This window comes from Tenacibaculum adriaticum, assembly GCF_008124875.1.
GTDB classification, from domain to species: Bacteria; Bacteroidota; Bacteroidia; order Flavobacteriales; family Flavobacteriaceae; genus Polaribacter; species Polaribacter adriaticus.
Genome location: NZ_VNIA01000002.1, coordinates 759,237 through 776,613, shown reverse-complemented (window position 1 = coordinate 776,613; position 17,377 = coordinate 759,237). Strand labels below are relative to the sequence as shown.

Sequence of the window (17,377 nt, the reverse complement as noted above, 5' to 3'; positions counted from 1 at the left end):
AATGCGTTAAAATCTAGTTAAACACATTTGTCGAAAATGTTAAAAAGGTATCTTTGAAATAACAAAATTTTTACAAGCACATGAAGAAATTATTAGAAATTTTAGGAGTAGCGTTTTTGGGAGGCGCAATCGCGCTTGGAGGCTACAAATTAGCATTTGAAAAACCACCAGTTGTTTTAGAGCAAACGGTTGAACCCACATTGCAAACAATAAAAGCAGGATATACGCCTGCTATTATCAATTCATCATCTGCACCTACCGATTTTACAAAAGCTGCAGAAAGTACAGTGCATGCCGTAGTACATGTTAAAAATACAGCTATTAAAACGATTTATAATCCGTATGATTATTTTTTTGGTAACGGAAGTGGAGCAAGAAAGCAACAACAGGTTGGAACAGGAAGCGGAGTTATTATCTCTTCGGATGGATATATTGTAACAAACAACCATGTAATTGATGATGCAAATGAGATAGAGATAACTTTAAATAACAGAAAGAAGGTAATCGCTACTTTAATAGGAACAGACAAGACTACAGATATAGCATTGTTAAAGGTCGATGTAGATTATGAACTGCCTTATATACCTTTCGGAAATTCTGATAATGCAAAAATAGGTGAATGGGTATTAGCAGTTGGGAACCCTTACAATTTAACATCTACGGTAACGGCGGGTATTATTAGTGCAAAAGGTCGTGATTTAGATGGAAACGCAAAGGTTGATGCGTTTATACAAACAGACGCTGCCGTAAATCCAGGGAATAGTGGAGGAGCTTTAGTGAACACACGTGGTGAGTTGGTAGGGATTAATACAGCAATTACCTCTAAAACAGGTTCTTTTATTGGGTATTCCTTTGCAGTTCCATCTAATATTACAAAGAAAATAATTGATGATATTTTAGAGTTTGGGGATGTGCAGGAAGCTTTAATAGGTATAGAGTATTCGGCAAATGAAGATGATATAGAAGGAGTTAAAATAGCGAGAGTAACTGAAGATGGAGGAGCTGAAAAGGCTGGTTTACAATCGGGTGATATTATTAAGAAAGTTAATAATGTAACCATTGGTAAGTTTTCTGATTTGAAAGGACAGTTGTCAGCTAAAAGACCTGGAGAAAGTGTAGCTTTGACTGTTTTGAGAGATGGAACAGATTTAATAAAAACAGTTAAACTTGGTAAGAAGAGTGTGTTTACTTCTCAATCATTTGGAGTTCAGTTAAAGGATTTAACAAAAAAGGAAAGAAAAAAAGCAAATATAGAGGGTGGAGTTAAAATAGTATCAACGACTAACAAAGCTTTTTTATATTATAAAGTAGGAGCTGGTTATGTTATATCTAAAATTAACGGGAAAGTAGTTGAACGAGCTTCTGAAGCGGTTAAAATTTTAGATAATTATGATGGAAATCAACAATTGTATTTAGAATTAATTAGTCCAAAAGGAGAAATAGAACGTTATCGCTTTTAATTAAAAAAATAAAAATATTTAGTTATTTTAAACTCGATTTTAATTTTTTAAAATCGAGTTTTTCTTTTTCAAAAAAAACTTACGAAATCGATTGAAATTAATACTTTTGCAAAAATTTTTTTTAATTAGTTCAACACAACTATGTCAACAATAACAAATTACGAAAAAGAAGTTGTAAATCAAGCCCAGGTTAGAAGAGCAACTACAGAATTTATTAATATCGTTAACGATTTATGGTACGATAAATCGATCGAATTAGTTTTATTTAGAAATCCTTTAATAGATAAAAGAGCAAGCGAAGTTTTAAATTTAATTAACTATGCTGGAAGATTTGTAGCAAAGCCAATTTCAATCAACGATGCATTAGAAATAGCAAAAGCAATTCAATCTATTAATTTACCACCATCAAAATTAGATATCGGAAAATTAGCTTATGAGTGTTATTTACAAGGAGAAAAATGCGAAGACAAAGTTAGTTTCGTTAAAAATCAATTAAAAGATGCAACTAAAGCAAATGAAATTCAACCAAAAGATGTTGTTTTGTATGGCTTTGGTCGTATCGGTCGTTTGTTAGCACGTGAATTAATGACTAAAATGGGTAAAGGTTCTCAATTAAGATTAAGAGCTGTGGTTACTCGAGGAAAGATAGATCAAACTGTTTTAGAAAAAAGAGCTTCATTATTAAGCATAGATTCAGTACACGGTGATTTTTTAGGAACTGTAGAAGTAGATGCAGAAAACGATGCGTTAATTATTAACGGTACAACTGTAAGAATGATTTCTGCTAATGCTCCAGAAGATATTGATTATACTCAATATGGAATTAATGATGCATTAATTATCGACAACACAGGTGCTTTTAAAGATAAAGAAGCATTAAGTCGACACTTAAAAGCTAAAGGAGCTAGCAAAGTATTGTTAACTGCGCCAGGAAAAGGAATTCCAAACATCGTGCACGGAGTTAATCATTTAGAAAATGATCCTGATAAAATAGATATTTTTTCAGCAGCATCTTGTACAACAAATGCTATTACACCTGTTTTAAAAGTTATAGAAGATAACTTCGGAATTAAAAAAGGACACTTAGAAACGATTCATGCGTATACGAATGACCAAAATTTGGTAGACAATATGCATAGTAAATATCGTAGAGGTAGAGCAGCTGCTTTAAACATGGTAATTACAGAAACAGGTGCAGGCAAAGCAGTATCCAAAGCATTACCAGCATTAGAAGGTAAATTAACTTCAAATGCGATCCGTGTTCCTGTTCCTAATGGTTCTTTAGCAATTTTAAATTTGCAGTTAAATTCGGAAACTACTACAGAAGCAATTAATGCCATTATGAAGCAATATGCTTTAGAAGGGGATTTAGTAGAGCAAATTCAATATTCGTTAAATAACGAATTAGTTTCTTCAGATATTGTAGGAACTACAGCACCATCAATTTTTGATAGTAAAGCAACTATTACAGACGGAGATACAATTGTAATTTACGTTTGGTATGATAACGAATACGGATACTCTCATCAAGTAATGCGTTTAGCAAAACATATAGCTAAAGTTCGTCGTTATACTTATTATTAGTAGATTGTTTAAAGCTTTAAAAAATTAATATGAAAACCCGAAACAATTTGTTTCGGGTTTTTTTGTTGAAAAATGTAAGTAAGTGCCAAGTCGAGACCTTAAAACTTTCCTTAAATTAGCCAAAATTTCAATTTGATGAAAAGACTAATACTTTCTTTTATATTTTTATTTCTGATGATAAAAAGTAACGCACAAAATAAACAATTACCATATTATGAAATTCCTGAAGCTTCAAATGAATATACAGCTGGTAGTGTAATGAGTAGAATGGTTGATGGGTTAGGATTTCGGTATTATTGGGCAACGGAAGGATTAACTGAAAAAGATCTACAATTTCGTCCGAATGCAGAAGTAAGAACGACAGAAGAAACGATTGATCATATTTTAAACTTATCGCAAGTAGTTGTAAATGCAACATTAAATGTAGAGAGTGGAACTTTTGATTTTTCAAAAATGCCGTTTGCTGATAAACGCAAAAAAACGTTAGAAAATTTAAAAGCAGCAAGTGATATTTTAAAAAAGAGTGATGATATTTCACAGTTCAAAATCGTTTTTAAGAGAGGAGAAAGCACTTCAGAATTTCCGTTTTGGAATGCAATTAACGGACCTATTGCTGATGCGATTTGGCATGCAGGTCAAATTGCTTCATTTCGTCGTTCTTCCGGAAACCCGTTTCCAAAAGGTGTGAGTGTGTTTACAGGAAAAGTAAAGAGATAAATGACTACCCAACAAAAAATACAGAGCTTAAGAGAAGAGTTACATCAACACAATTATAATTATTATGTGTTAGATAAACCTACCATTTCAGATTATGAGTTTGATATCAAGCTTAGAGAATTACAAGAGTTAGAAGATAAAAATCCAGAATTTTACGATCCGAATTCACCAACGCAAAGAGTTGGAGGAGAGGTGACTAAAAAGTTTGAAACAGCTACGCATAAAAACCGAATGTATTCATTAGATAATTCTTATTCAAAAGAAGATTTGTTGGATTGGGAAAAGCGAATTCAAAAAATGTTGGGTACAGAAGATATTGAATATTCATGTGAGTTAAAGTACGACGGAGCTTCTATCAATTTAACTTTTGAAAATGGGCAATTAGTAAAAGCCGTAACAAGAGGAGATGGTTTTCAAGGTGATGATGTTACTGCAAATATTAGAACGATTAAATCGATTCCATTAGTGTCTAATGGAGATTTTGTATCTGACTTTGAAATCCGAGGAGAAATTATTTTGCCTTTAGATGGTTTCAATAAAATGAACGAAGAAAGGATTGTTAACGGAGAAGAACCGTATCGAAATCCTAGAAATACAGCCAGTGGAAGTTTAAAGTTACAAGACAGTGCTGAGGTTGCAAAGCGCCCGTTAGATTGTTTGTTGTATCATTTGGTTTCAGACAGTAGAAAATATAAAACTCATACAGAAAGTTTAGAAAACGCAAGAAAATCAGGGTTTAAAGTGCCCGATAATTTAAAAACGTGTAAAACTTTAGAAGAGGTTTTTGAGTTTTTAGAATATTGGGATCATCATCGTCATAGTTTACCATACGAAACTGACGGAGTGGTAGTAAAAGTGAATAATTTACAGCAACAAGAAGAGTTAGGATATACAGCGAAAGCTCCGCGTTGGGCGATTGCCTATAAGTTTAAAGCAGAACAAGTTTCTACGGTTTTACACGAAATTACCTATCAAGTTGGTAGAACAGGAGCAATAACTCCAGTAGCTAATTTAGAACCTGTTCAGTTAGCGGGAACCATTGTAAAGCGAGCTTCGTTACATAATGCAGATCAAATTGAAAAATTAGATATTCGCATAAATGATACTGTTTTTGTGGAAAAAGGAGGAGAGATTATTCCTAAAATAATTGGAGTAGATTTTACCAAAAGACCAGCAGATTCAAGACCTACGCAATATGCAACTCATTGTCCGGAATGTCATACAGAATTAGTTAGGAAGGAAGGAGATGCAAAGCATTATTGCCCAAATGAGTTTGGCTGCGCACCACAAATTACAGGTAGAATTCAGCATTATATCAGTAGAAAAGCGATGGATATTGAAGGTTTAGGAGGGGAAACTGTTGATTTGTTGCGCAAAGAAGGCTTAATTGAGAATTATGCTGATTTATACGATTTAAAAGTAGAACAGATTATTCCGTTGGAAAGAATGGCGGAAAAATCAGCACAAAACATTATTGAAGGTATTGAAAAATCGAAAGAAGTTCCATTTGAGAAAGTATTGTTTGCTTTAGGAATTCGATTTGTAGGAGAAACGGTTGCTAAAAAATTAGCAAAACATTTTAAATCTATGGATAATTTGATGAATGCTTCTTTTGAAGAATTAATTGCTGTTGATGAAATTGGAGATAGAATTGCACAAAGTATTATCAATTTTTCGAACGATTTAGAAAACATTCAACTCATTAATAGGTTGAAATCTTACGGAGTTCAATTAGAAATTTCCGCTGAAGAACAAGCAAATCAATCGGAGACATTAGCAGGAAAAGTATTTGTAGTTTCTGGTGTTTTTCATCAAATGAACAGAAATGAATTGAAGAAAGCAATCGAAGATAACGGAGGTAAAGTAAGTAGCTCAATATCTAAAAAAACCTCGTTTATTGTTGCAGGTGATAACATGGGGCCAAGTAAATTAACAAAAGCACAAGATTTAGGGATTGAAATTATATCTGAACAAGATTTTATAAATATGATAAATTAACTAACTCAAACTATGACTAAACAAACCAAAATTTTAATCGCCTCAATCCTTTTTTTAATAGTTTCAGCAATAGAAGTTTACGCGGTAGCTGTTAATAGTCAACCATTAGAAATGATTTTTAAACCTTTATTGATGACGGTTTTAGCGGTTGTGTATCTATTTTCGGTTAAAAAACCAAGTTTTTGGTTTTTATCAGCACTTTTCTTTTCGTTTTGGGGAGATGTTTTCTTGTTATTCAAAGACGATTTCTTTGTTTTCGGTCTAGCTTCGTTTTTATTTGCACATATCTTATACATAAAAATTACTACAAATTTCCTTAAAAAAGAGTCTTTTGCTAAAGTGGCAGTAGCATCAGCTCCGTTTGTAGTTTACTTATTAGCATTATTATTGCTAATTAATGATAATTTAGGAGACATGTTAATTCCAGTAACAGTTTACGGAATTACTATTTCATCTTTCGGTGCGGTTACGTTGTTAAATTATATTAGTCACAAATCAACCGCAAATCTGTGGCTTTTTTTAGGAGCTGTTATATTTATTACTTCTGATAGTTTAATAGCGATTAATAGATTTTATGAACCAAAAGAAATTTATGGAGTTATAATTATGGTAACATATATAGCCGCTCAATATTTAATATGTAAAGCAATGGTCGCTAAATCTGAAAAAAGCTAATTAAAAAAAGGAATGTTTTTACGGTTTATGTATAACAAAACAATTGCAGAAATAAGTGTGATGACAGCCATAATAAATAAGGTTCCTCCATCGTTATTGTGTACAATACCAATTTTTGTTAAATGCGATAAGATAGCACCGCTCATTAAACCGATGGTTAGGTAAGCTCCTAACCAAGTTTTTTTAGGAACAAATAGTAAAACAGAAGCAATAAGCTCTATAATTCCAGTTCCAATACGCAAAAAAGCTTCATTTTCGCCCGCAATTTTGGTGAATAAATGAACGCTTTCTTGAGCGCCTGTAAATTTAAACAATAAGGTTTGTAGCATTATAGATGCAGCAACTAATTTTAAAATAATAGGCACGTATTTTTTCATAATAACTTAAAGTTGATTCTTAGGTTTAGACGATCAAAGTTGGCTAACTTACACCTCTGTAAAAATTAGAAAAAATTTAAAATGAGAGTATTTTTTTTGTGTGTAGTGTTTCTTCTTAGTTTAGTAGGTTGTAAGAGTAATCAGCCTAAAAAAATGAAGTTAAAATTTGTTGATGAATATGTTGTAGAGGATTCTTTACAGTTTAAAAACTCTTTTGTAGGAGGTTTGTCAGGAGTAGATTTTGATGGTGAAAATTACTATTTCGTAGTAGATGACTCTAAAGATCCAAGAGTTTTTAAAGTAAGAATAAACCTGAAAAAAGACACGATAAATTCTGTTGATTTTATAGATGTTATATATCTAAAAGACTCATCTGAATTCTATAAACAAAACAGCTTAGATTTAGAATCGATTCTTTTTGATAAAGAGAATAAGCAATTCAATTTTGTTTCTGAAGGATCTATTTATAAAGGTAAAAATCCATCCGTTTTTAAAACGAATTTACAAGGTAATTTTGTGATGAATTATGAAATTCCAGAATATTTCAATGCTAATTCAACATCAAAACCGAAACACAATGCAACTTTTGAAAGTTCTTCAAAAAGCTTTGATAATAAAGGTTTTTGGGTTGGAATGGAAGGCGTTTTAGAATCCGACGGAGAAGAAGCAACATTTACTAAAACGAATTCACCAATTAGAATCACATATTTTAGCACTAGTACAGCTAAGGCAGAAAAGCAATTTGCGTATCAGTTAGACAGTATTGGCAATCCACCAAAAGGAGATGTTAATCTAAATGGAGTTACAGCTATTTTAGAGTATGCAAAGAATCAGTTTTTTGTCGTAGAAAGAGCGTATCAAAACAATTATGGAAGTTATGGAAATACCATTAAAATTTACAAAGCTACTTTAGAAAAAAAAACGACCAATACGTTAGAATCTTCTTCACTTAAAAATATAAAATTTATTCTTGTTAAAAAAGAATTGTTACTAAATTTCAATGATGTTAGAAATCAACTAACAGACGGTATTGTTGATAATATAGAAGGAATTACTTTAGGTCCCAAATTATCTAACGGTAATCAAACTTTATTATTGGTGTCTGATGATAATTTTCAGATGTATGGAAAACAGTTAAATCAACTCATTTTATTGGAAATTATCGAGTAAAATTTAACACACAACAAAAAATTGTGTATTCTTTTAAAATCTAATCTTTATACCAAATAAAACTTTAATTTTGCAGGATAAATTATTAAACATGCAACAATTTTTAGGAACAGGAGTGGCATTGGTAACTCCTTTTAATGAAGATAAAACTATAGATTTTGAGGGTTTAGAGCGTTTGGTAAATTACCAAATAGAAAATGGTATAAACTACTTAGTTGTTTTAGGTACAACTGGAGAACCAGCAACATTAACCCAAGAAGAAAAAGAAGCTGTTAAAGCTAAAATTATTGAGGTTAATAAAGATCGCTTACCATTAGTAATTGGTATTGGAGGAAACAATACTACAGCTGTGGTAGAAGAAATTAAGTCAACTGATTTATCAGATTTTGCTGGAATTTTATCAGTATCTCCTTATTATAATAAGCCAACACAGGAAGGAATTTATCAGCATTTTAAAACCATAGCAGAAACTACTGATAAACCAATTATTTTATACAATGTTCCGGGTAGAACAGCTTCAAACATGTCTACAGACGTAATTGTTCGTTTGGCGAATGATTTTGATAACATAATTGCTGTTAAAGAAGCAAAAGGAGATATGGTACAAGCCATGAAAATTATTCAAAATGTACCAGAAGGATTTTTAGTAATCTCGGGAGATGATATGATTGCATTGCCTATGACGTTAGCTGGAGGAGCAGGAGTAATTAGTGTGATAGGAGAAGGATTGCCAAAAGAGTTTTCAAAAATGATTCAGTTAGGTTTACAAGGAAAAGTAAAAGAAGCTTACGAGTTGCATTATAAAGTTGCAGATAGTATCGATTTAATTTTTGCAGAAGGAAATCCGGCAGGAATCAAAGCAATGCTATTAAAAAAGGGAATTTGTCAAGATCAAGTTCGTTTGCCGCTAGTAAAAGCTTCCGAAGAATTACAAACTGAAATATCAGATTTTATAGACAATCTATAATTTGTCTAAACAAAAATTGAATAAAACTAAGCTCATAATTATTTAATTATGGGCTTTTTTTAGCATCTTTGTTAAGTCAAACAAAAGTAAAAAGAGAGAGATATGGTATCAAAAAAAATAGAAAGCGCTTTAAACAATCAAATAAAAATAGAAGCGCAATCTTCACAAGTATATTTATCAATGGCATCTTGGGCAGAAGTTCAAGGTTTTGAGGGTGTTGCACAGTTTATGTATGCACATTCTGATGAAGAAAGAATGCACATGTTAAAATTAGTAAAATTTGTAAACGAACGTGGTGGTCATGCAACAGTTCCTGCTTTAGAAGCTCCATCTGCCAAATTTGGTTCTTTTAAAGATATGTTTCAAAATTTATTTGACCATGAAGTAATGGTTTCTGAATCGATTAATGAATTGGTACATATCACTTTAGAAGAAAGAGATTATGCTACACATAACTTTTTACAGTGGTATGTCGCAGAACAAATAGAAGAAGAAGCATTGGCAAGAAATATCTTAGATAAAATCAATTTAATAGGTGATGATAAAGGAGGATTGTATTTGTTCGATAATGATGTGAAGCAATTAGTTGGAAACCAATCTGCAGAACAAATTTAACAAACGTTTAGTACAATAATTCTTGAAATTATGGTTTATTGCGATGCGCAATTTTAGATGCGTAAAATCGTTTTAATAATCCATATTTAATTACTAATTTTGCCAGATGCAAAAAATGAAAAATTTAGCGAGCTTATTTGTTATAATTTTGGTGTTAACCTCTTGTGGTGAATATCAAAAAGTATTGAACAGAGGTACTACTGAAGATCAATACAAAATGGCAGTGAAGATGTACGAAGCAAACAAGTATAGTAAAGCATTACGTTTGTTTGAAAAAATTACGCCATCATATAGAGGGAAACCTCAAATGGAGCGTATTCAATATATGGTTGCAAATTCTAATTTTAATGAGAAAAATTATAGTTTAGCAGGGTATTATTTTGATCGTTTTTCGCAGAATTATCCGAAAAGTTCTAAAAAAGAGGAAGCAGATTTTTTGTCAGCTTTAAGTTATTATAAAGCAAGTCCTCGTTTTAGTTTAGACCCAACAGATACTGATAAAGCGTTAAACTCATTTCAAACGTTTATTGATGCTTATCCTAATTCAACAAGAATGGATGAAGCAAATAAGTACTATAAAGAGCTACGTTATAAGTTAGAAAAAAAATCTTTTGAAATAGCTAAAACCTATTATCATACAGCAGATTATGACTCAAGAAATTACCGAGCGGCTATTGTAGCGTTTGATAATTTATTAGAAGACTATTTAGGTACATCTTTTAAAGAAGAAGCATTGTACTACCGATTGAAAGCGGCACATGATTATGTTTTAAAAAGTACAAAACGTAGAAAAGAACAACGTATTAAAGATGCTATTAAAGCATATGAGAAATTAAAAAGAAACTTTCCTAAGTCTAAGTTTATGGAAGATTCTGATAAAATGTTAGCAACATTACAAAAGGAGGAAGAGCAATTACAATTAGTTAAAAGTTAATTATGGACTATAAAGATACGAATGCAGCAATAAGTACTATTACTTATAATAAAGAAGCTATTGAAGCGCCAACAAACAATATTTATGAGGCGATTTCTATTATTGCAAAAAGAGCTGATCAAATTAATTCTGATTTAAAAACAGAATTAGTAGATAAATTAGAGGAGTTTGCAACGTATAATGATAGCTTAGAAGAAGTTTTCGAAAACAAAGAACAAATCGAAGTTTCTAAATTCTACGAACGTTTACCTAAACCAACTGCGTTAGCTATTGAAGAATGGTTAAACGATAAAGTTTATTATAGAACACCAGACGCAGAATAATGTCTGTAATAAGCGGGAAAAAAGTATTACTTGGTATAACAGCCGGAATCGCCGCTTATAAAACGGCAAGTTTAGTCCGTTTATTTATAAAATCAGGCGCAGAAGTCAAAGTTATTATGACACCTGCGTCTAAAGATTTTATTACTCCACTTACACTATCTACACTTTCTAAAAATCCTGTTCATTCTACTTTTTATGATAAAGAAGATGAAAATGAACTATGGAATAATCATGTAGATTTAGGGCTTTGGGCAGATGTAATGATTATTGCTCCAGCTACAGCCAATACACTTTCTAAAATGACCAATGGTACTTGCGATAATTTATTATTAGCAACATATTTGTCGGCTAAATGCCCAGTTTATTTTGCTCCGGCAATGGATTTGGATATGTATATACATCCATCAACAAAAACAAGTTTAGAAAAGTTACAAAGTTTTGGAAATATAATGATACCTGCAACTTCAGGTGAATTAGCTAGCGGATTGGTTGGTGAAGGAAGAATGGCAGAACCTGAGGATATTGTTGATTTTATAGAAAAAGATATCACTTCGAAATTACCTTTACGAGGAAAGAAGATTTTAATGACTGCGGGACCTACTTATGAAGCGATCGACCCTGTTCGTTTTATAGGAAATCATTCTTCAGGTAAGATGGGATTTGAAATAGCTAAAACAGCAGCTAATCTAGGTGCTGAGGTATTTTTAGTTTCAGGACCTTCGAGTCAAACTGTAAAAGATTCTTTAATTCATCGAATAGATGTGAAATCAGCGCAAGATATGTATGAAGCATGCCATAAATATTATGCGGATGTAGATATTGCAATTTTATCTGCTGCGGTGGCAGATTATCGTCCAAAAAATGTTGCTGATCAGAAAATAAAAAAGAAAGATACTTCGTTAACAATAGAGTTAGAACCAACGAAAGATATTTTAAAATCGTTGGGAGACGCTAAAAAAAATCAATTTTTAGTAGGTTTTGCACTCGAAACAAATAATGAAGTAGAAAACGCTAAAAAGAAGATAAAAAGTAAAAATTTAGATCTAATTGTTTTAAACTCTCTTCAAGATAAAGGAGCCGGTTTTGCAGGAGATACAAATAAAATTACTATTATTGATAAAGGTTTTAATCAAAAATCATTTCAATTAAAATCTAAAAAAGAAGTTTCAGTAGATATTATAAACGAAATTATCCAACGAATTAATGCGTAAGATTTTACTCCTTTTTGTAATCGTTTTTTCTGTGTTTACAGTTGTTGCACAAGAAGAGTTAAATGCTATTGTAACAATTAATGCAGACAAGGTTCAGAGCTCTAATAAACAAGTTTACACAACTTTACAAAAATCGTTAACAGAGTTTATCAATCAAACAAAATGGACGAATAAAAAATTTTTACCACAAGAGCGAATTAATTGTGCATTTACAATTATCGTAAACGAACAAAGTGGAAATAATTTTAATGCAAGTATTCAGGTGCAAGCTACACGTCCCGTTTTTAATTCATCTTATGAGACTCCAATTTTAAATATTAACGATTCAAATTTTAACTTTCAATACAATGAGTTTGATCCATTAATATACAATCCAAATAGCTTTGATAGTAATTTAGTTTCTGGTATTGTTTTTTATATATACACAATTTTGGGTGTAGATGCCGATACATTTGCTTTAAATGGCGGACAAGAATATTTAAAACAGGCAGAAAATGTAATGTTACAAGCTCAACAAAGTGGAAGCGCAGGTTGGCAAAATGAAATAGGGAAACAGAATCGTTTTTCATTGATTGATAGTTTACTGTCTTCAAAATTTGCAGCTTTACGAGCTATCTATTATAACTATCACAGAAAAGGATTCGACACGTTCTCAGTTAATGAAAAAGAAAGTAAAACAGAAATTTTAAATAGTATTTTAAATTTAGAACAATTATTTAATATTACAGTTGGTAATCATATGATTCGCATTTTTTTAGATGCAAAATCTGATGAAATCGTAAATGTTTTTTCTGACGGAACAAGAACAGGGGAAGAAGAAAAATTGAAAACTGTTCTGCAAAAAATATCACCCACCTTGAGTGATAAATGGAAGAAAATTAAAGCGTAACCGTAAATATTTTCTTCTAAAGGAAAATCAAAATATTTCTACCTTAATTTATTCAAAATCCTTACTTTTATTCTTTTAAAGAATAGAATTTGCTAACAAACTTATCTATACAAAACTACGCGTTAATCAATCAGTTATCGATTGATTTTACGAACGGATTATCTATAATTACGGGAGAAACTGGTGCAGGAAAATCTATTTTACTTGGTGCTTTAGGATTAGTGTTAGGGAATAGAGCTGATTTATCTTCGCTGAAAGACACTGATAAAAAATGTATTGTTGAAGCACAATTTTTTGTAGAAAACTACAGACTACAAGATTTCTTTAAAGATCATGACTTAGATTATGAGGATAAAACGATTATACGTAGAGAGATTTTACCATCAGGGAAATCAAGAGCGTTTATAAACGATACTCCAGTTACCTTAAGTGCATTAAATGCATTAAAATCGAAGTTGATGGATGTTCATTCTCAACATCAAACCTTACAATTGTCGGATACAGATTTTCAGTTTTCGGTAATTGATGCATTGGCAAAGAATCAACAAAAAATAGCTTCCTATAAAAGAGGAGTGAAAAAGTATAATTCTTTACAAAAAGAGTTGAAAGAACTTCAAAATAATCAAGAAAATGCAAACCAACAATATGAATATAATCTGCATTTATTTAAAGAATTAGAAGAAGCGAAGTTACAAATAGATGAACAAGAAACGTTAGAAGAAACATTAGATAAATTGAATAATATTGAAGATATTAAATTAAATTTATCTGAAGCCTTACTTACAGCAGTTAATGAAGAAGTTGGTGCACAGTCTTTATTACATTTGTTGGAAAATAACTTACAGAAAATTAGCTCATTTTCTAAAGAATACGAAGATTTATCGAATCGAATTTCTAGCATAAAAATAGAGTTGGATGATATTGTATCGGAACTGGAAGATGCAAATGAAAACGTTGAATTTAATCCGAATGAGTTAGAAGAAATAAACGATCGATTGCAACTTATTTATAACCTTCAAAAGAAACATCAAGTAAGTTCTATTAATGAATTAATGGATATTTACGAGCAATTATCTGACAAAGTTGTTCAAGTTGAAAATGCATCAGAAAACATTAATAAAAAACAAGCAGAGATTGATGATGTAGCTAAGAAGTTAGATGAAGTTTCTTCAATGATAACGAATGCAAGACAGAAAGCAATCCCTTCTTTAGATAAAAAATTAGAATTTTTACTTTCGGAGTTAGGAATGCCTAATGCACGTTTTTCTATTAAAATTACACCAACAAACAGCTATTTGTCTAACGGAAAAGATGAATTAGAATTTTTATTTTCAGCAAACAAAGGAGGCAGCTTCGGTGAATTGAAAAAGGTAGCATCTGGTGGAGAATTATCTAGAATAATGTTGTCTATTAAAAAGATTTTATCTGAAAACACTCAATTACCAACGATCATTTTTGATGAAATTGACACAGGAGTTTCTGGAGAAGTATCTAATAAAATTGCCAAAATAATGCAAGAAATGAGTCAATATATGCAGGTAATTACCATTACGCATTTACCTCAAATTGCTTCGAAAGGAAATATGCATTATAAAGTATTTAAAGAAGAAATTAAAGGAGTAACAGCATCTAACTTAAAATTACTAAGTTACGATGATCGTATTGTAGAAATTGCAGAAATGTTAAGTGGAAAAGATGTTTCAGAAAGTGCTCTTATACATGCAAAAGAGTTATTAAACTAAATAGTAAAAAAAGATTAAAGATGTATATTTGCCTTTAATCAAACAAATAACTAGAGAAAAAAACCAATAATATGTATAATTTATTAAAAGGTAAAAAAGGAATTATTTTTGGGGCATTAGATGAAAATTCTATCGCTTGGAAAGTTGCTGAACGCGCACATGAAGAAGGTGCACAATTTGTATTAACCAACGCGCCAATCGCAATGCGTATGGGACAAATTAACGAATTAGCAAAAAAAACAGGTTCTGAGATTATTCCTGCAGATGCTACTTCTATGGAAGATTTAACAAATTTAGTTGAAAAATCTATGGAAATTTTAGGAGGTAAAATCGATTTCGTTTTACACTCAATAGGTATGTCTGTAAACGTACGTAAAGGAAAACATTATACAGATCCTAGTTATGATTTTACAACAAAAGGTTGGGATGTTTCTGCTGTTTCGTTTCACAAAACGATGAATGTTTTATATAACAAAAATGCCATGAATGAGTGGGGAAGTATTGTAGCACTAACTTATATGGCCGCTCAACGTGTTTTTCCAGATTATAATGATATGGCAGATAATAAAGCGTACTTAGAAAGTATTGCTCGTAGTTTTGGGTATTTCTTCGGAAGAGATCATAAAGTACGTGTAAACACAATTTCACAGTCACCTACACCAACTACAGCAGGTAGCGGAGTGAAAGGTTTTGGAGGTTTTTTAGCTTATGCAGAAAAAATGTCGCCATTAGGGAATGCAACAGCGTTGGAATGTGCTGATTATACCATTTCATTATTTTCAGATTTAACTAAGAAAGTTACTTTACAAAACTTATTTCACGACGGAGGATTCTCGAATATGGGAGTTAGCGATAGCGTGATGGATGAGTTTATGAAAGAAGATTAATAAAAACCGAATTAAGGTTTCTAATTAAATAAAAAATGCAAACCTATATAGGTTTGCATTTTTTATTGGTATTATAAAGCAAGAAATGAGTACTATTTTATTTATAGAGAACGAATTACAATCGTTAAGAAAAGAGTTGAAAGAACACGTGTTATACACTTATTTAAATGATGTAGAAGATGTAAAAGTGTTTATGCAAGAGCATGTTTTTGCGGTATGGGATTTTATGTCTTTATTAAAAGCCTTACAGCAGAAATTAACCTGTGTTGATTTGCCGTGGGTTCCTGTTTCAAACCCAACCACAGCAAGATTTATTAATGAAATTGTTCATGGAGAAGAAAGTGATGTTAATGAATTAGGAGAACCTAAAAGTCACTTTGAAATGTATTTGGATGCGATGGAGCAAGTTGGAGCTGATACGACTCAAATTTCAACATTTATTTCTAAAATAATAAAAGGAGACGAAGTTGTGCGAGCATTAAACAATTTAGATCTTTTAAAAGAGACAAAGGATTTTGTAAATTTTACTTTTGAAGTTATAAAAACGAACAAACCGCATATAATTGCTGCAAGTTTTACTTTTGGAAGGGAAGATGTAATTCCAGATATGTTTTTAGAAATTGTAAAAAGAGCAGAGGAAGAAGAAAACGTAAACTATAATAAGTTGACATATTATTTACACAGACATATAGAGCTAGATGGAGATGAACATGGACCATTATCTTTAAAAATGATAGCAGAATTATGTGGTAAGGACGAACAAAAGTGGAAAGAAGTTCTGCATTATGCGAAAGAATCGTTGCAAAAAAGGATTCAACTTTGGGAAGGTGTTGCCAAACAAATTAATAAAACAGTTTTAACATAGAATGAAACTTAATTTTTCAATAATAATTCCCGTTTATAATCGTCCGAAAGAGATTGATGAGTTGTTAGAAAGTTTGACAAAGCAAAATTTCGCTGATGATTTTGAAATACTTATTATTGAAGATGGGTCAGATAATTCCTCAGAAGAGATTGTAAAAAAGTATGTAAATAAACTCGATATCAAATACTTTTTTAAAGATAATAGTGGAGCAGGAGCTAGTCGAAATTTCGGGATGTTACACGCTTCTGGAAATTATTTTATCATTTTAGATTCAGATGTACTCGTACCACCCCAATATTTATCTGAAGTAAAAATTGCATTAGATAAAAATGATACTGATGCTTTTGGAGGTCCAGATGCTTCTCACGAAAGTTTTACCGATTTACAAAAAGCGATTAATTATTCGATGACTTCCGTATTAACTACTGGAGGAATACGAGGAAAAAAGAAAAGTGTTGGAAAATTTCAACCAAGAAGTTTCAATTTAGGACTTTCAAAAAAAGCATTTGAAAAAACAAAAGGTTTTGCTGATATGAAGGTTGGTGAAGACATCGATTTGACCTTTCGATTATGGAAAAATGGATTTGAAACTCAGTTAATTGAAAAAGCATTTGTATATCATAAACGTAGAAGTACATTGCAACAATTTTTTAAACAAACTTTTGCTTTTGGTACAGCAAGACCGCTATTAAACAGTAAATATCCAGAAACAGCAAAATTAACATATTGGTTTCCTTCGTTGTTTCTTGTTGGTATTGATATTAGTATTCTGTTAGTAATTTTAGGGCATTGGCAATTAATTGCTTTTTACGGAGGATACTTTGCGCTAATTTTCTTAGATTCACTCTTTCATAATAAAAGTTTAAAAGTAGCTTTTTTAAGCATTCTAACCACATTTACACAGTTTTTAGGCTACGGATTAGGCTTTTTGCAATCAATATTTATCAGTAAAAATAACTAACT

17 protein-coding genes are annotated in these 17,377 nt (G+C 31.3%); 16 read left to right on the top strand and 1 reads right to left on the bottom strand.

The features are described from left to right. Positions 1–80: 80 nt before the first annotated feature. The 5 genes from C7447_RS08895 to C7447_RS08875 all read left to right on the top strand — a co-directional run bounded on the left by C7447_RS08895 (position 81) and on the right by C7447_RS08875 (position 6,434). Positions 81–1,460, top strand: a complete 1,380-nt coding sequence (locus C7447_RS08895) for a trypsin-like peptidase domain-containing protein (RefSeq protein ID WP_148870142.1) — start codon at positions 81–83, stop codon at positions 1,458–1,460. Positions 1,461–1,601: 141 nt separating this feature from the next. Next, positions 1,602–3,044, top strand: coding sequence for a glyceraldehyde-3-phosphate dehydrogenase (locus C7447_RS08890; RefSeq protein WP_148870141.1), 1,443 nt, complete (start codon positions 1,602–1,604; stop codon positions 3,042–3,044). A 135-nt stretch (positions 3,045–3,179) separates the two neighbouring features. Then, the gene (locus tag C7447_RS08885; RefSeq protein ID WP_148870140.1) at positions 3,180–3,761 is read left to right on the top strand and encodes a hypothetical protein; all 582 of its coding nucleotides are present in this window, start codon (positions 3,180–3,182) and stop codon (positions 3,759–3,761) included. Further along, positions 3,762–5,759 (top strand): NAD-dependent DNA ligase LigA, encoded by a 1,998-nt coding sequence (gene ligA / locus C7447_RS08880; protein WP_148870139.1) that lies wholly within the window; start codon positions 3,762–3,764, stop codon positions 5,757–5,759. It begins immediately after the preceding gene. A gap of 12 nt (positions 5,760–5,771) precedes the next feature. Beyond that, positions 5,772–6,434: a lysoplasmalogenase gene (locus C7447_RS08875; protein WP_148870138.1), complete on the top strand. Its 663-nt coding sequence runs from the start codon at positions 5,772–5,774 to the stop codon at positions 6,432–6,434. Here the strand turns inward: C7447_RS08875 and C7447_RS08870 are convergent. Beyond that, positions 6,431–6,811: a DoxX family membrane protein gene (locus tag C7447_RS08870; protein WP_148870137.1), complete on the bottom strand. Its 381-nt coding sequence runs from the start codon at positions 6,809–6,811 to the stop codon at positions 6,431–6,433. The genes C7447_RS08875 and C7447_RS08870 overlap by 4 nt on opposite strands. A 153-nt stretch (positions 6,812–6,964) precedes the next feature. Between C7447_RS08870 and C7447_RS08865 the strand changes: the two genes are divergently transcribed. From C7447_RS08865 to C7447_RS08815, 11 genes are all read left to right on the top strand, one after another. After that, the gene (locus C7447_RS08865; protein WP_170245960.1) at positions 6,965–7,981 is read left to right on the top strand and encodes an esterase-like activity of phytase family protein; all 1,017 of its coding nucleotides are present in this window, start codon (positions 6,965–6,967) and stop codon (positions 7,979–7,981) included. A 91-nt stretch (positions 7,982–8,072) separates the two neighbouring features. Beyond that, positions 8,073–8,948 (top strand): 4-hydroxy-tetrahydrodipicolinate synthase, encoded by an 876-nt coding sequence (dapA, locus tag C7447_RS08860; protein WP_148870135.1) that lies wholly within the window; start codon positions 8,073–8,075, stop codon positions 8,946–8,948. 102 nt (positions 8,949–9,050) lie between these two features. Next, positions 9,051–9,563: a ferritin gene (locus C7447_RS08855; protein WP_148870134.1), complete on the top strand. Its 513-nt coding sequence runs from the start codon at positions 9,051–9,053 to the stop codon at positions 9,561–9,563. 115 nt (positions 9,564–9,678) lie between these two features. Continuing rightward, positions 9,679–10,497, top strand: a complete 819-nt coding sequence (locus C7447_RS08850; RefSeq protein ID WP_246143049.1) for an outer membrane protein assembly factor BamD — start codon at positions 9,679–9,681, stop codon at positions 10,495–10,497. A 2-nt stretch (positions 10,498–10,499) separates the two neighbouring features. Next, positions 10,500–10,820 carry a DNA-directed RNA polymerase subunit omega gene (locus C7447_RS08845; RefSeq protein WP_148870132.1) on the top strand — a complete coding sequence of 107 codons (321 nt, stop codon included), beginning with the start codon at positions 10,500–10,502 and terminating at the stop codon, positions 10,818–10,820. Continuing rightward, entirely contained in the window at positions 10,820–12,031 is a 1,212-nt protein-coding gene (coaBC, locus tag C7447_RS08840; RefSeq protein WP_148870131.1) for a bifunctional phosphopantothenoylcysteine decarboxylase/phosphopantothenate--cysteine ligase CoaBC, read from the top strand. Before C7447_RS08845 ends, coaBC begins: the two co-directional genes overlap by 1 nt. Further along, positions 12,024–12,920 carry a type IX secretion system protein PorD gene (gene porD / locus C7447_RS08835; protein WP_148870130.1) on the top strand — a complete coding sequence of 299 codons (897 nt, stop codon included), beginning with the start codon at positions 12,024–12,026 and terminating at the stop codon, positions 12,918–12,920. The genes coaBC and porD overlap by 8 nt, the downstream gene beginning before the upstream one ends. Positions 12,921–13,009: 89 nt before the next feature. Continuing rightward, positions 13,010–14,662: a DNA repair protein RecN gene (recN, locus tag C7447_RS08830; RefSeq protein WP_148870129.1), complete on the top strand. Its 1,653-nt coding sequence runs from the start codon at positions 13,010–13,012 to the stop codon at positions 14,660–14,662. Positions 14,663–14,733: 71 nt separating this feature from the next. Further along, a complete protein-coding gene (locus C7447_RS08825) occupies positions 14,734–15,549 on the top strand; it encodes an enoyl-ACP reductase FabI (protein WP_148870128.1) in 816 nt (271 codons plus the stop codon). Positions 15,550–15,634: 85 nt separating this feature from the next. Then, entirely contained in the window at positions 15,635–16,414 is a 780-nt protein-coding gene (locus tag C7447_RS08820; RefSeq protein ID WP_148870127.1) for a DUF3050 domain-containing protein, read from the top strand. A gap of 1 nt (position 16,415) precedes the next feature. After that, positions 16,416–17,375 (top strand): glycosyltransferase, encoded by a 960-nt coding sequence (locus C7447_RS08815; protein WP_148870126.1) that lies wholly within the window; start codon positions 16,416–16,418, stop codon positions 17,373–17,375. The last annotated feature ends 2 nt before the right edge of the window (positions 17,376–17,377 follow it).